General features: G+C 56.9%; 13 protein-coding genes. 7 read left to right on the top strand and 6 right to left on the bottom strand.

Annotation, left to right across the window (positions count from 1 at the left end):
• Window positions 1-167 precede the first annotated feature (167 nt).
• The 4 genes from J0X15_RS12635 (at window position 168) to acuI (ending at window position 4837) form a co-directional block, all read left to right on the top strand.
• On the top strand, window positions 168-1805 hold the full coding sequence (locus J0X15_RS12635; RefSeq protein ID WP_209015310.1) for a fumarate hydratase: 1638 nt from the start codon (window positions 168-170) through the stop codon (window positions 1803-1805).
• A gap of 217 nt (window positions 1806-2022) precedes the next feature.
• Window positions 2023-3042: an LLM class flavin-dependent oxidoreductase gene (locus J0X15_RS12630; protein ID WP_206941248.1), complete on the top strand. Its 1020-nt coding sequence runs from the start codon at window positions 2023-2025 to the stop codon at window positions 3040-3042.
• 140 nt (window positions 3043-3182) lie between these two features.
• Window positions 3183-3830 carry an acrylate utilization transcriptional regulator AcuR gene (gene acuR / locus J0X15_RS12625; RefSeq protein WP_206941246.1) on the top strand — a complete coding sequence of 216 codons (648 nt, stop codon included), beginning with the start codon at window positions 3183-3185 and terminating at the stop codon, window positions 3828-3830.
• 14 nt (window positions 3831-3844) lie between these two features.
• Entirely contained in the window at window positions 3845-4837 is a 993-nt protein-coding gene (gene acuI, locus J0X15_RS12620) for an acrylyl-CoA reductase (NADPH) (protein ID WP_206941244.1), read from the top strand.
• A gap of 208 nt (window positions 4838-5045) precedes the next feature.
• Here acuI and J0X15_RS12615 read toward each other — a convergent pair whose 3' ends face one another.
• The 3 genes from J0X15_RS12615 to nspC all read right to left on the bottom strand — a co-directional run bounded on the left by J0X15_RS12615 (window position 5046) and on the right by nspC (window position 8111).
• Window positions 5046-5255 (bottom strand): cold-shock protein, encoded by a 210-nt coding sequence (locus J0X15_RS12615; protein ID WP_206941242.1) that lies wholly within the window; start codon window positions 5253-5255, stop codon window positions 5046-5048.
• Between the two features lie 331 nt (window positions 5256-5586).
• On the bottom strand, window positions 5587-6831 hold the full coding sequence (locus J0X15_RS12610; RefSeq protein WP_206941240.1) for a saccharopine dehydrogenase family protein: 1245 nt from the start codon (window positions 6829-6831) through the stop codon (window positions 5587-5589).
• Window positions 6832-7016: 185 nt separating this feature from the next.
• Window positions 7017-8111 (bottom strand): carboxynorspermidine decarboxylase, encoded by a 1095-nt coding sequence (nspC, locus tag J0X15_RS12605; RefSeq protein WP_206941238.1) that lies wholly within the window; start codon window positions 8109-8111, stop codon window positions 7017-7019.
• 274 nt (window positions 8112-8385) lie between these two features.
• Between nspC and J0X15_RS12600 the strand changes: the two genes are divergently transcribed.
• Window positions 8386-8820, top strand: a complete 435-nt coding sequence (locus tag J0X15_RS12600) for a hypothetical protein (RefSeq protein WP_206941236.1) — start codon at window positions 8386-8388, stop codon at window positions 8818-8820.
• A 14-nt stretch (window positions 8821-8834) separates the two neighbouring features.
• On the opposite strand, the gene J0X15_RS12595 is transcribed toward J0X15_RS12600, so the two are convergent.
• Both J0X15_RS12595 and J0X15_RS12590 read right to left on the bottom strand, forming a co-directional pair.
• Window positions 8835-9689 (bottom strand): urea carboxylase-associated family protein, encoded by an 855-nt coding sequence (locus J0X15_RS12595; protein ID WP_206941234.1) that lies wholly within the window; start codon window positions 9687-9689, stop codon window positions 8835-8837.
• 35 nt (window positions 9690-9724) lie between these two features.
• Window positions 9725-10810 carry a COX15/CtaA family protein gene (locus tag J0X15_RS12590; RefSeq protein WP_206941232.1) on the bottom strand — a complete coding sequence of 362 codons (1086 nt, stop codon included), beginning with the start codon at window positions 10808-10810 and terminating at the stop codon, window positions 9725-9727.
• Window positions 10811-10986: 176 nt separating this feature from the next.
• On the opposite strand from J0X15_RS12590, the gene J0X15_RS12585 reads away from it, so the two are divergent.
• Window positions 10987-11202: a DUF2842 domain-containing protein gene (locus J0X15_RS12585; RefSeq protein ID WP_206941230.1), complete on the top strand. Its 216-nt coding sequence runs from the start codon at window positions 10987-10989 to the stop codon at window positions 11200-11202.
• On the opposite strand, the gene J0X15_RS12580 is transcribed toward J0X15_RS12585, so the two are convergent.
• Window positions 11162-12223, bottom strand: coding sequence for a polysaccharide deacetylase family protein (locus J0X15_RS12580; protein WP_209015309.1), 1062 nt, complete (start codon window positions 12221-12223; stop codon window positions 11162-11164). The two genes, J0X15_RS12585 and J0X15_RS12580, sit on opposite strands and share 41 nt — an antisense overlap.
• Window positions 12224-12484: 261 nt before the next feature.
• On the opposite strand from J0X15_RS12580, the gene J0X15_RS12575 reads away from it, so the two are divergent.
• On the top strand, window positions 12485-13684 hold the full coding sequence (locus J0X15_RS12575) for a GNAT family N-acetyltransferase (RefSeq protein ID WP_206941226.1): 1200 nt from the start codon (window positions 12485-12487) through the stop codon (window positions 13682-13684).
• Window positions 13685-13744 lie beyond the last annotated feature (60 nt).

Below are 13744 nucleotides of genomic sequence, written 5' to 3'. Positions count from 1 at the left end.
GCTTGGCGCTTCGAAAGCCGCACCTTATCGATACTTAACCGATTAAAGACAGCCGGGGGTGCATAGCGCTTCCGGCTGTTTTGGCTTAAATATCCGCTATCAGTCTGCCAGAGCGCAAAAATGCGCCGTTTGCGGACACCAACGCCAGAAACAGACGAGCCCTTCCCATGAATGCTCCCGTGACTCCACCCGATTACCATCACAGTTCCCTCTTTCCGCTCTCCGAAGACAAGACGCCCTACCGCAAGCTGTCGTCGGATCACGTCAAGACCGCTGAATTCAACGGCGAAGAACTGCTCATGGTGGAGCCTGAGGGCCTACGGCTTCTGGCCGATCAAGCCTTCAAGGACATCAACCACTTTTTGCGCCCGGGGCATCTGGAGCAGCTGAAGCGGATCATGGAAGATCCGGAAGCCACGCCGAACGACAAGTTCGTCGCCTTCGACCTTCTGAAGAACGCCAACATTGCCGCACACGGCGTCTTGCCCATGTGTCAGGACACCGGCACAGCCATCATCATGGGCAAGAAAGGCCGACGCGTCTGGACCAACGGATCAGATGAAGCAGCTCTGGGTGAAGGCGCCCGCGATGCCTATTTCAAGAAGAACTTGCGTTATTCCCAGCTGGCGCCGCTCTCGATGTTCGAGGAAAAGAACACCTCCAACAACATGCCGGCGCAAATCGAGCTCTATTCAGAAGGCGAGGACGCCTACAAGTTCTTGTTCATGGCCAAGGGGGGCGGGTCTGCCAACAAGACCTTCCTGTTCCAGGGCACGCCCTCCCTGCTGACCCATGACCGGATGATCGACTTCCTGAAGGAAAAGATACTGACGCTGGGCACTGCGGCCTGCCCGCCATATCACCTGGCGATTGTCATCGGTGGCACCTCGGCGGAAATGACCCTCAAGACTGCCAAATATGCCTCTGCGCGCTATCTCGACGGCCTGCCGACGCAAGGGTCGGAAGCCGGACACGCTTTCCGTGACCTGGAAATGGAAGCAGAAATTCACAAACTGACCCAGGCGACGGGCGTCGGGGCTCAGTTCGGCGGCAAGTATTTCTGCCACGACGTGCGCGTCATCCGTCTGCCACGCCATGGCGCCTCCCTGCCTATCGGTCTGGCCGTTTCCTGTTCAGCTGACCGTCAGGCTGTCGGCAAGATCACCAAGGACGGCATTTTTCTCGAGCAGCTGGAAATGCAGCCGGAAAAATACATGCCGGAGATCACCGACGATCACCTCTCCGATGATGTGGTCAAGGTCGACCTGACCCGGCCGATGTCGGAAATTCTAGGCGAGCTGACGCGGCATCCGATCAAGACGCGCCTGTCGTTGACCGGCACCTTGATCGTTGCTCGCGACGCGGCCCATTCCAAGCTGCGTGACCGCCTGGACGCCGGTGAGCCCCTGCCCGACTACATGAAGAACCACCCGGTCTATTACGCCGGTCCGGCCAAGACACCGGACGGCATGCCCTCCGGCTCTTTCGGTCCGACAACTGCCGGCCGCATGGATTCCTTCGTCGACCAGTTCCAGGCCGCCGGAGGCTCGATGGTGATGCTGGCCAAGGGCAACCGTTCTGCCCAGGTGCGCCGCGCTTGCCAGGCCCATGGAGGCTTCTACCTCGGATCTATCGGCGGCCCCGCCGCACGCCTTGCCCAGGACTGCATCAAATCAGTGGAAGTCGTTGAATACGAAGAACTCGGCATGGAAGCCGTGTGGAAGATCGAAGTCGAAGATTTTCCCGCCTTCATCGTCGTCGACGACAAGGGCAACGACTTTTTCAAGGAACTGAACCTAGGCTGATTTCTCAGATTGCGTTCGCAGTGTGAAGTGAAGAAATCCGCCGGTGGAAACACTGGCGGTTTTTTTGTTTAGAGAGCCATAAAACGCGTCCCTCACTCTTCACCTGAACAGACTGTTCAATCCGTTGCACTCTGCGCCTGACTGACCATCTGATAGGTAATATTCGAACATCAGGCCATTCCGGGCCAAAACCTGGAAATGGACACAGAGGTTACTTATGACCAAAAATATCGGATTTCTCTCTTTTGGGCACTGGTCGCCTTCACCGCATTCCGGCACGCGGTCGGCGCAGGAGACGTTGCTGCAATCGATTGATCTGGCAGTCGCCGCAGAAGAGCTGGGAGTGGACGGCGCCTATTTCCGGGTTCATCACTTCGCCAATCAGCTTGCATCTCCCTTTCCACTGCTGGCAGCTGTCGGTGCGAAGACCTCGAAAATCGAGATCGGTACCGGCGTCATCGACATGCGCTATGAAAACCCGTTCTACATGGTGGAGAATGCCGGCGCTGCCGATCTGATTTCTGGGGGGCGGCTGCAGCTTGGGCTGTCACGCGGCTCACCGGAACAGGTTATCGATGGTTGGAGGTATTTTGGCTATCAACCTCAGGACGGGCAGACCGACGCTGACATGGGACGACACCATGGTGAGGTCTTCCTGCAACTGCTGAATGGCAAGGGCTTTGCCGAGCCGAACCCGCGCCCGATGTTCCCCAATCCTCCCGGCCAGTTGCGGCTGGAACCCCATTCGGAAAGTCTGCGGGAGCGCATCTGGTGGGGCTCGGGCTCTGATGCGACAGCACGTTGGGCGGCAAAACTTGGCATGAACCTGCAGAGCTCGACCTTGAAGGACGATGAGACCGGCGAAGCGTTTCATGTTCAGCAGGGCAAGCAAATCCGCGCTTACCGGGAGGCATGGAAAGAGGCCGGTCACACGCGGACACCGCGGGTCTCGGTCAGTCGGTCGATCTTTGCGCTCGTCAACGAGACAGACCGCCAATACTTCGGACGGGGTGATGATCGGGATAGCGTTGGATTCATCCATGAAACGCGCTCGATCTTCGGTCGCTCCTATGCCGCGAAGCCAAAGCAGCTGATCAAACAGCTGCAACAGGACGAGGCAATCGCCGAAGCCGACACGCTGTTGCTGACCGTGCCGAACCAGTTAGGCGTCGATTACAACGTACATGTGCTGGAGACGATCCTGAAAGAGATCGCTCCGGAGCTTGGCTGGCGTTAACCCCCGCCCTGACATGCACTGACGCCCGCGCCTGTGGCCGCGGGCGTTTTTATTTGAGTCGCGTGCTGGACACCAACGCCAGACCAGCTTGGTCAAAGGGACCATTTGAATTAATAGACCGATCTGTCTAGAAAATAGATATGACAGATCTCGCCCAATCCATGTCGGCCACCTCCGCTGCAAAGCGGGGGCGACCCAAAAAAGACCCGGCCACTGCGCAAGCCCGCCAAAAGCTTATCCGCTCCGGCCTAATACACCTGACCGAACGGGGTTATTCCTCGGTCGGTGTGGACGAGGTCCTCACCCATGCCGGTGTGCCGAAGGGCAGCTTCTATCATTACTTCCGCAACAAGGAAGAATTCGGCGGCCAGCTGATCAGCGCCTATCACGCCTATTTCTCCGCCAAACTTCACATCTCGTTCTCCAACCCGAAGTTGCCGGCGCTGAAACGGCTGGCGGCTTTCGTCGAAGACGCAGAGGCAGGAATGGCGCGACATGGTTTTCGGCGTGGCTGCCTTGTCGGAAATCTTGGTCAGGAAATGGCAGCACTGCCCGAGAGCTTCCGGTCTCAGCTCATTTGCGTGCTTGAAGACTGGCAGGCCAGAACAGCCAAGTGCCTGCGGCTCGCACAGGACGAAGGCACGCTCTCTTCGACCCAGGATGCCAAGGCCCTGGCTGCCTTCTTCTGGATTGGTTGGGAAGGTGCCGTGCTGCGCTCCAAGCTTGAGCGTGACGCTGCTCCGCTTCGCATATTTTCCAACTCGTTCTTCACTCTCCTCACGGCATAGAAGGTTATCTTCCCATGTTTGACGCCATCTTGATCGAAAAACCCGAAGCCAACCAAACCGTCAGCCTCACTCAGGTCAACCCGGACCAGCTGCCAGAGGGTGATGTACGGGTCGATGTGGTCTATTCCACCCTCAACTACAAGGACGCGCTGGCGATCACCGGCATCTCGCCAGTCGTGCGCAGCTTTCCAATGGTACCGGGCATCGACTTTTCCGGCATCGTGCGTGAAAGCGCCCATCCCGAGTACAAACCAGGCGACCGGGTTATTCTGAATGGCTGGGGCGTGGGGGAAAAGCACTGGGGTGGACTGGCAAAGCAGGCCAGGGTGAAAGGCGATTGGCTGGTACCATTGCCCGATGGTCTTTCGTTGCGTCAGTCCATGGCAATAGGCACCGCCGGCTACACGGCGATGCTGTGTGTGCAGGCACTGGAGCGCCATGGATTACGCCCCGAGGACGGCGAGATCGTCGTGTCGGGTGCCGCAGGGGGCGTCGGCAGCGTCGCAACAGCTTTGCTGGCAGCACGCGGCTTTGAAGTCGCAGCCGTGACTGGGCGCATGAGTGAGGCGGCGTACCTGAAAAGCCTCGGCGCCGCGACCATCATTGAGCGTGAAGAGCTTTCGGGCAAGGGCAGGCCTCTGGCAAAGGAACGTTGGGCAGGTGGGATCGACGTGGCGGGAAGTCAGGTACTGGCGAATATGCTGTCTGCAATCAAGTACCAGGGTGCCGTGGCAGCCTGCGGTCTTGCTGCTGGCATGGATCTGCCTGCGACCGTCGCTCCGTTCATCTTGCGCGGTGTGTCGCTGATCGGTGTCGACAGCGTCATGTGCCCCCTGCCCGACCGGCAAGCGGCCTGGGCCGGGCTGGCCCGCGATCTGGACAAGTCCAAGCTGGATGCGATGACGGTGGAAGTGCCCTTCAGCAACGTGATCGAAACAGCGCCGAAATTTCTCAAAGGAAATGTCCGCGGGCGCATCGTTGTTCCGGTCGCAGCCGAACTCGCTTGAAGCCAGCTTCAGCAACCTCTTGTGTTGTATAATAACTGGGAGCTCAGCACTGAAGGGCTCCCAGACGGTGGCGGAATCAATCTCGTCCGGAAGCAGTCCGTCTCAAAGGACTAAACAAACAAAAAGGCCGGGCGTTGCCGCCCGGCCTTCTTAATCATCTCAACATCTCGTGCCAGTACATCCGTGGTCACAAGACGGAAATGCGGTATTAGGCAGCCTGCAGGTTGTCTGCAGCGGACTTGCCGGAACGACGGTCTTTAACAACGTCAAAAGAGACCTTGTCGCCTTCGTTCAGGCCGAACATGCCAGCGCGTTCAACAGCGGAGATGTGGACGAAAACGTCCGGTGCGCCGTCGTCAGGCTGAATGAAGCCGAAGCCTTTAGTGGAATTGAAGAACTTAACTGTACCAGTAGCCATAACGATTTCCTTTCAATCGAAGATGAGCGAATGCCCGCGTGACTGTGTGCCCAGCGATGCAAGAGTGTCGAAGTTGATAGGGAAGATCGTTCGGTGCGCGAATGAACGCGCGGTAACAAAGTTCGGCAAAGCAAAATCGATGAGCGCTTTATAGGCCGACTAATTCAGCAGCACAAGAAAAATCTAACGATCGAGCCGAAGATTTTTCAATCTCCAGACCAGCACATCGAAAAACCTCAAGAATTTCAAACTCTCCACGTTCGCAAGGCTCATACAAAAAAGCCGCCGGTCTAGCGACCGACGGCTGTCTTAAATTGCAAGGGAAGTTCGCTTACTTGGAGAAATCCAGTTGACGCTCGCCATTCTCATCGCGAATGCACGTCGGCAGGCCGATTTGGCCAAGGATATGCAGAAATGGCTTGGGTGGCAGCTCTTCGACATTTGCCATGGTTTTCACATCCCACTCGCCTGATGCCACGAGGATCGCCGCAGCAACCGGCGGAACACCGGCTGTGTAGGAGATGCCCTGAGACCCGACTTCCTCGTAGGCTTCCTTATGGTCGGCAACGTTATAGATGAAAACCTCGGCCGGATTGCCGTTCTTCGTTCCCTTGACGAAATCACCGATGCAGGTCTTGCCGGTGTAGTTCGGCGCCAAGGACGACGGATCCGGCAGACACGCCTTGACCACCTTCAGCGGCACCACTTCGTCGCCATTCGCCAGCTTCACCGGTTGCTCGGACAGAAGGCCGATATTCTTCAGCACGGTGAAGACGTTGATGTAGTGCTCACCGAAGCCCATCCAAAAGCGAACATTGGGCGAGCCCATGTTCTTGGCAAGCGAATGCACTTCGTCGTGGCCGGACATATAGGCCATCTGTTTGCCTACGACCGGCAGGTCGTACTCCTTGCCGACCTCGAACATCTCGTTTTCTTTCCACTGGCTGTCCTGCCAGGAATAGACGGTCCCGGTGAACTCGCGGAAATTGATCTCCGGATCGAAGTTGGTGGCGAAATACTTGCCGTGGCTGCCAGCGTTGATATCGACAATATCGATGTCAGTGATGTCATCGACATAATCGTCTTTGGCCAGACGGGCGAAGGCGTTGACCACGCCGGGATCAAAACCGGCCCCGAGAATGGCAGTCACACCGGCCTTTTCGCACTCGGCCTTGCGCGGCCACTCGTAGTTTGCGTACCACGGCGGCGTTTCGCAGATCTTGTCCTGCTCTTCATGAATAGCGGTATCGATATAGGCTGTGCCTGTTTCAATACAGGCACTCATCACCGACATGTTGAGGAAGGCTGTGCCGACATTGATGACGATCTGCGTATCGGTATGCTTGATCAGCGCGACCGTGGCCGCCACGTCCATCGCATCGAGCGCATGTGATTCCAAAAGGCCCTCAGCCTTCATGTTTCCCATTTCATGCACGCTGGCGACAATGGCCTCGCACTTGGACTTGGTGCGCGATGCAATGTGAATGTCGCCAAGAACGTCGTTGTTCTGGGCGCATTTATGAGCCACCACGCGGGCGACGCCGCCGGCGCCGATGATGAGCACGTTCTTCTTCATGGGAAGACAAACCTCCGGTTAGCGCGGGCAGAGGGCCAATTCCGGCCATCAGCTCCCCGCAGGAAACAGGAGCAATTCCCTTGTCGTGGCCTCAACTGGTCACACGCAGGCCCGGAATTGCGATGAATTTAGATCATCGAAGGCGGCTAACCGCCTTGATGCGATGGACAGGTGCTACTCTGCAATCAAGACAAGCTTGAGACATAGTCCTCATAGCCGAACGCGCGGACCAGTCGAATGGTGCCATCCTCTTCCTTGATGGCAATGCCCGGCATCTTCACGCCGTTGAACCAGTTCTTCTTGACCATTGTGTAACCCGCTGCATCCCGGATGGACAAGCGGTCGCCCGGCCGGACCGGCTTTTCGAAACTGAACTCGCCAAAAATATCGCCCGCCAAACAGCTTTTCCCACACACCATGACTTTGTGTGGACCGGTGTTTGGGGAAATCTTCGCAGGTTCACGGTAGATCAGCAGATCCAGCATATGGGCTTCAATAGAGCTGTCGACGATGGCCAGATCCTTGCCGTTGTTCAGCGTATCAAGCACAGTGACTTCCAGGGTCGCTGTTCCGGTGATCGCCGCTTCACCCGGTTCCAGATAGACCTGAACGCCAAACGTTTCGGAAAAGCGCTTCAGACGCGCGGCCAGCTGCGCCAGCGGGTAGCCCTCGCCAGTAAAGTGAATGCCGCCGCCAAGAGAGATCCAGTCCATCTTTTCAATAAGATGGCCAAATTTACTCTCAATCAGATTCAGCATCTCGTCGAAGCGACCAAAGTCGGAGTTCTCACAATTGTTGTGGAACATGAAGCCGGAGATCTTGTCTGCAACGGCCTCAATCAGAGCCGGATCGTGCTCGCCCAGTCGCGAGAACGGGCGCGCAGGATCTGCCAGATCAAACTCTGAGGTCGAGACGCCCGGATTGACCCGCAGTCCACGGACCTTGCCCGCTGACTGGGTGTCAAAGCGGCTCAGCTGGCCGATTGAGTTGAAGAGGATCTTGTCGCAGTTCTGCAAAACCTCGTCGATCTCATTGTCAGCATAGGCGACCGAATAGGCATGGGTCTCGCCACCGAACTTCTGATAGCCCAGTTTGACCTCATAGAGCGAAGACGATGTCGTACCGTCCATATACTCTCCCATCAGATCGAAGACCGACCAAGTGGCAAAGCACTTCAGCGCCAACAGGGATTTCGCGCCGGAATGCTCACGCAGCCAGGCAATCTTTTCCATGTTGGCCTTCAGCTTGGCCTTGTCGAGAAGGTAGTAGGGCGTTTCCATCCGTGCGGAGCCTTTCCAGGGTTGATTTCCTGATCCGAGGCGCTGCCATGAAGACGGCAGTTTGATCCCGGCGAGTATGGTGAGCGACTTCTATAGGGCAGATGTGCCGCGTCAAGAGGATAAGAAGATCTGCCTTCCACCTAAGCCACAATTCAGCGCGTTCAAGGGCCGACAGGTCGGCACTTCGGTGTTGATAGAATGCAGCCACTTGTCGCCCCTGCGCTGACACGTCAAGCTTCGACCTGCAGCTTCTCCGAGCCAGAAGGAATTTTCGATGAACTTTGCTAACTCCAGAATTCTTCTGTTTGCCCTCACCGCCAGCTTTACACCGCTATGCTTTGCCCACATGCCTGCATACGCTTACTCGAACGCGACGATTTATTTAATGGATCAGGAAATTTCGGCTGCCTGCGGAGATCGCGGCGGCAATTGGGATGCCACCAGCATCTTTGAGGCCGACTTGAACGGCGACGGACGGACCGATTTAATCCTCGATCACTCCGGCATCAGCTGCAATGGCGCCCCGGTTCTCAGTCCGGAATGTGGAATGCAGGTGTGCAGCATCAAAACCTATATCCGGCGGGACGGCCTGCTCAAGCCTGTCGGTGAGCGGCTTGGAAGCATCCTCAGAATGATCTCTGCCTCACCACCCACGTTCGAAGTAATGAACCATGGCGGCTCGACGACCACCTGGATACCTGGCCCGTAGAACGAAAAAAGCCCTTACGTCCCATGACTTCGGTCATAAGCGTTGACGGGCGGGGAGGACCACCCGTCAAGCGCATTGTTTGTCGGCTTGAAGACCTCCATCAGCAGCGGATAGCAAGCGGCAGCATCGGAGGTGTGCTCTGCACTGCAATCTCCGCCCGGACACGCACTCAACACGGCGAGCAGGTCTATCTCGGCGAACATTTCCAGATAGTCGCCCGGTCGCACCGGGCTGGCTTTCATGAAATATTGGCCGGTGTCGCGGGTAAATCCGGTGCACATGAAGACATTCAGCACGTCATGGACCTGAGCCTCAGCTTCCCACAGCGGCAGATTTCGTGCTTCAGCGACGGCTCGCGTCAGGTTGGAATGACAGCAATGGTGATAATCCTTGCCTGCCAGAACCTGCCCTGTGTAGGGGTCGCACCGGGTGCCGATCACATCGTGGACAGACCCGCCGAACTCATCAATCCCGTACCAGTTGAGCGTGTCGTCAACAACCGTTGCCATGGGGCGCAGTGTTGGGAAGTTCGACCAGAGCTGATCCCCGGTGGAGACGTGCGTTCCGTGCAGCGCGCGTGTTTTTCCAGAGTAGAATCGCTCCGTCAAATCTGCTGCGTTAAAGAGGTTCAAATCTCCGACCTGCGCTCCCTCGACGCTGCTGACGCGCAGAAAATGGCCGGCTGGCACCTCAATGCTGGCAGCATCCCTAGGAGCAACAACGACCTCCCCCACCTTTGCTGCGCCCGCACGAGCCGCCAGATATAGCGGCAAATCAGCATTGGGCAGTGTATCGGTCGGATAGCAGATGACGGGCTCAACGGAGCGGCGTGCATCGGCATCGTCAGGAAGCAAATGGGGAGATGGCATGCAGGACCTTAACTGTTTCGGGACGACAAGTACCCTCACACCCGTAAGGAATAAGGACCTTTCAGGGCAGCAAGATAATCGACCGCCGCTCCCAACACGATGACGGCAAATGCCTGATGCCACAAGGCGAGATGCAGTGGCACATGCATGACCAGCGTGCCGATGCCGAAAACGACCTGCAGAAACACAAAGCCAACAAGATGGCGTGCCGGCATCATCACCAGCTTGCGCCCAGATACTTTTTTCGACTGAATCATCAGGAGCACAGCGACCGCCACAAGCAGATAGGCTGTCACGCGATGCTGGAACTGTACGGTCAGAACATTTTCAAAGAAGTTCTTCCAGGCAGGATCCATGATGAGCAGACCTGCGGGAATGATCTGCCCATCCATCAGTGGCCAGGTGTTGTAGGTAAATCCGGCGTTCAACCCGGCCACCAGACCCCCAAGGAAGATCTGCAAAAACACGAGGGCGAGAAACGCAGTGCCGATGCCGCGCAGGCCGTGCATTTCAGCCTCAGTCGCCGCTTGGCGCGGGGCAAGCCGGCGGGCAATCCAGAAAAGATAAGCAAAGATCACGCAGGCAAGTGTCAGGTGGGCAGCCAGCCTGTACTGGCTGACATCAATCCGGTCGACCAGCCCGGAGGCGACCATATACCAGCCGAGCCCGCCTTGCAGGCCGCCCAGAACCAGCCCGATGACCAGACGCGGCTTCAGCCAGGGCTCAATCATGCCTTTGGCCCAGAACCCGACCAGCGGAATGAAGAAGGCAACGCCAATGAACCGGCCGAGCAGACGGTGTCCCCACTCCCACCAGAAGATGAACTTGAATTCGTCCAGGGACATCCCCTTGTTGACGACTTCATACTGGGGGATCTGCTGGTACTTGGCGAATTCTTCTTCCCACTCGCCAACGCTCAACGGCGGAATGGCGCCGTGGATCGGCTTCCATTCGGTGATCGACAGGCCGGATTCCGTCAGGCGGGTCGCCCCCCCAACGACAACCATCGCCAGCACCAGCAGGCAAATGCCGTAGAGCCACCAACGGATGAATTTTCGGTTTCGTTCGATAGCTGGACCGGGTGCGGCTGATGCCGATATGGGAGCGGAGGAAACTGTCATGGATTATCCCGAATTTGACCTTCACCGCAGGGAGATATAGGTGCATAGACAAGGCGGCAAGCTGCCACTTGCCAATTGCGACACTTCGGCGCTGAAGGCCTCGTCGGGCGGTAACGTCAACGGGCAGCACGAAACCGGCGCTTATCTGCGCGGGCAAGACGTTTCAGGATTTTTTGATGGTACCTTCGTTCCGCAAATTCATCGGCATGGTCGTTCTGGTGACATTCGTCATCACCTATGCGCTCGTGGCCATGGTGATTGGCGACATGAGCCTGCAGACCGCGGGAACCGGCATGCGTCTGGCCTATTATGCGGTGGCCGGCCTGGTGTGGGTCATCCCCGCAGGCGCTATTATTTGGTGGATGGAAAAAGGCGGGAAAGCCCGTCCTTGATTCCAAATCCCGACTTGGCCCATTTTGCCGTGTCGTAAAGCGCAAAGGGCGCCCCGCTCAGGTATTGGTCGATCATGTAATCGTCCTGAAATTCACCATTGAGCGACACGCGCGGCAGCTGCATCAACTCTGAGGCGTGATTGGCGCGCAACACGCCCGGCGTCGTGGTAACGCAGGCGCGGAACCCCAGTTTGGCAGCAATCTCGCCGTCTCGCGGGCTGACCGCACTCGGATATCCGTAGGGATAAGCAAAGAGTTTCGGACGGCGACCCAGCTCCTTTTCCATCCTCTGAACGCCCAGAGCCATATCAGCTTCCGCCGCATCAGCCTCCAGACGCGCGACTGCGAAGTGACTGTGGGTATGACCGCCAAGTGTCACCAGAGGGTCCTGCGCCAGCTCACGCGCATCATCCCAGGTCATCATCAGCTCGTCCGCCAGAGCCGGAAGGTCGAGATCGTATCGCGCAGCCAACGCGCGGATGATCTCGCGCTGCTCTGTCTCACTGACAACCTGTGTCAGCCATTGAACGATCGTGCTGAAGGCGGCGACTTTGTCCTCCAGGGTGGCACAGGCAATTGTGTCGGACGGAGCCTGCGGCTGCCCTGATAGATCGAGGCAAGACTGGTTTGCAACCAACTGCTCCAGAGCCACCCACCACAACTCAGTGGTGCGATCGAGAAGCCCGGAGCCCAGGAAAATCGTGAACGGCGCCTGCAAGCGTTTCAGAATCGGATAGGCAATCTCGAAGTTGTCGCGAAAGCCGTCGTCGAACGTCAGCACCGCATAGCGCGCCCTGCCATGATCAATGCCATGTCCCAACTTCAACAAATCGATGGCTTCTCCCAGAGAAATGATCTGATAGCCGTTCTCGCGAATGCGCTCGACGGTGTGTTCCAGAAACTCAGGCGTGATCTCCAGGTGTTTGTTCGGCTGAAACGCAGCATCTGAAACGGGCAAGACGCGATGCAGCATGAAGATAGCCCCCACCCCTTGCGTCACAGGGGCTACAGCCTTGCTCACTCCCGTTTTATGGAGGACCGCCAGTGCCTGCTTGAATACTTCCCGCCGTGCTGTCATGAAATCCCCACACCTCGGCAACCCACGCGTTACCAAACACCCATTTCTTTAAGAATTATTGGCAATAATCCGGATCAAATCCTGCCGGACGGACTTATGTTTCACTTTCATCCAGACGGCCCAAACGCCCAGATAATTGTTCAACAATCTCAATTTCCGCCCTGATCAGCCCCACCGCAAAACAGCGAGTAGTAGCTACCGGCAATGGCCTCCAATTTCCCAAATGATTTCAGAGCCGAAGTTCTTTCCGACCTGAACGCCTACCGCGCGCTCTACCAGAGCATGCGGGGTGAAAACCACGCCATGCCCAGCACACTTGATTTTGTGTATCAGTCTCCCGGCTGGATTTCGAGTTGGCTTGATACATTTGGTTACAAACTCGATGCTCGTCCACTTTTTATTGCTATTTTTACGGGTAATAAGCCCGTCCTGCTGCTTCCGCTAAGTCTCACGACGCAGATGGGTATGCAGATCGCCGAATTCTATAGCCAGAGCAATGCCAACCAAAACACCGGCGTGTGGGACAAAGAGCTGCTTGAAAAGTTCTCTTCGGAAGACATTCGCCGGGCCATCCAGCCGTTGATCCTGAATGTTCTCAAGGCGGCAAATGTCGACCTGATGTACCTGCGCAATGTTCCGCCAGTCAGTGAAGGCACAGCGCTTCCCCTGCCCTACACATCACGGCAAAAGAGTATGAATCCGACGTTCCGAGGGGAACTGTCTCAAGGGTTTGAGGTGATGTATGAAAACTCTATGGGCAAGACTTCCCGCCGCTCGCTGCGGCGCAAGGAAAAGGCCCTGAACGAGAGTGGAGATTTCCGTGTTTACTGTGCCGAGACACCGGAAGAAATCAACGAAGGTCTCGCAGTCTTTTTCGAGCAACGACAAACACGCGCTGAACTGACTGGCATCCCGAATGCCTTCGAGAGTGAGACAGCCCAGGCCTTTGTACGCAATTTGACACGACAAAGCGCTCTGGGAACGGCCGCAGAAAGCACAAGCCCCTTGCTCACGGTTTGGTGCCTCCATGCCGCAGACAAGATTCGCGCAACCTATCTGTGCCTGCGCCATGACGCCTGCGTCGTCGGCTACACCAATTCGATCGCCCATGACGACCTGACGAACAAGAGCCCCGGTGTCGTGCTTCTCAAGGACCTAATTCGCAATATCTGCGAAGAAGGCCACGCCACAGTATTTGATCTGGGTCTTGGCGAGGAACGCTACAAACATGGGTGGACCGACCCCTTGCTGCTGAGCGACCTCTTTCTTCCAGTGAGCTTCAAGGGACGGCTGGGTTTTGCAGTGCAATCGGCTGTCACCGCGGCAAAGACGATGATCAGATCCAACCCGAAGCTTTGGAGCATGGTTCGCAAAGCACGCAGCTGGCGGGCAAAGGCGAGCTGATCCCCCACGCCCTTTTTCGCTCGACATCAAACAGCCAGGAACAAAAAAACACCGCGATTG

This window comes from Roseibium limicola (genome assembly GCF_017313085.1).
GTDB lineage: Bacteria > Pseudomonadota > Alphaproteobacteria > Rhizobiales > Stappiaceae > Roseibium > Roseibium limicola.
Note: the sequence above shows the minus strand (reverse complement) of the source record. Positions and strands in the feature narration are given on the sequence as shown.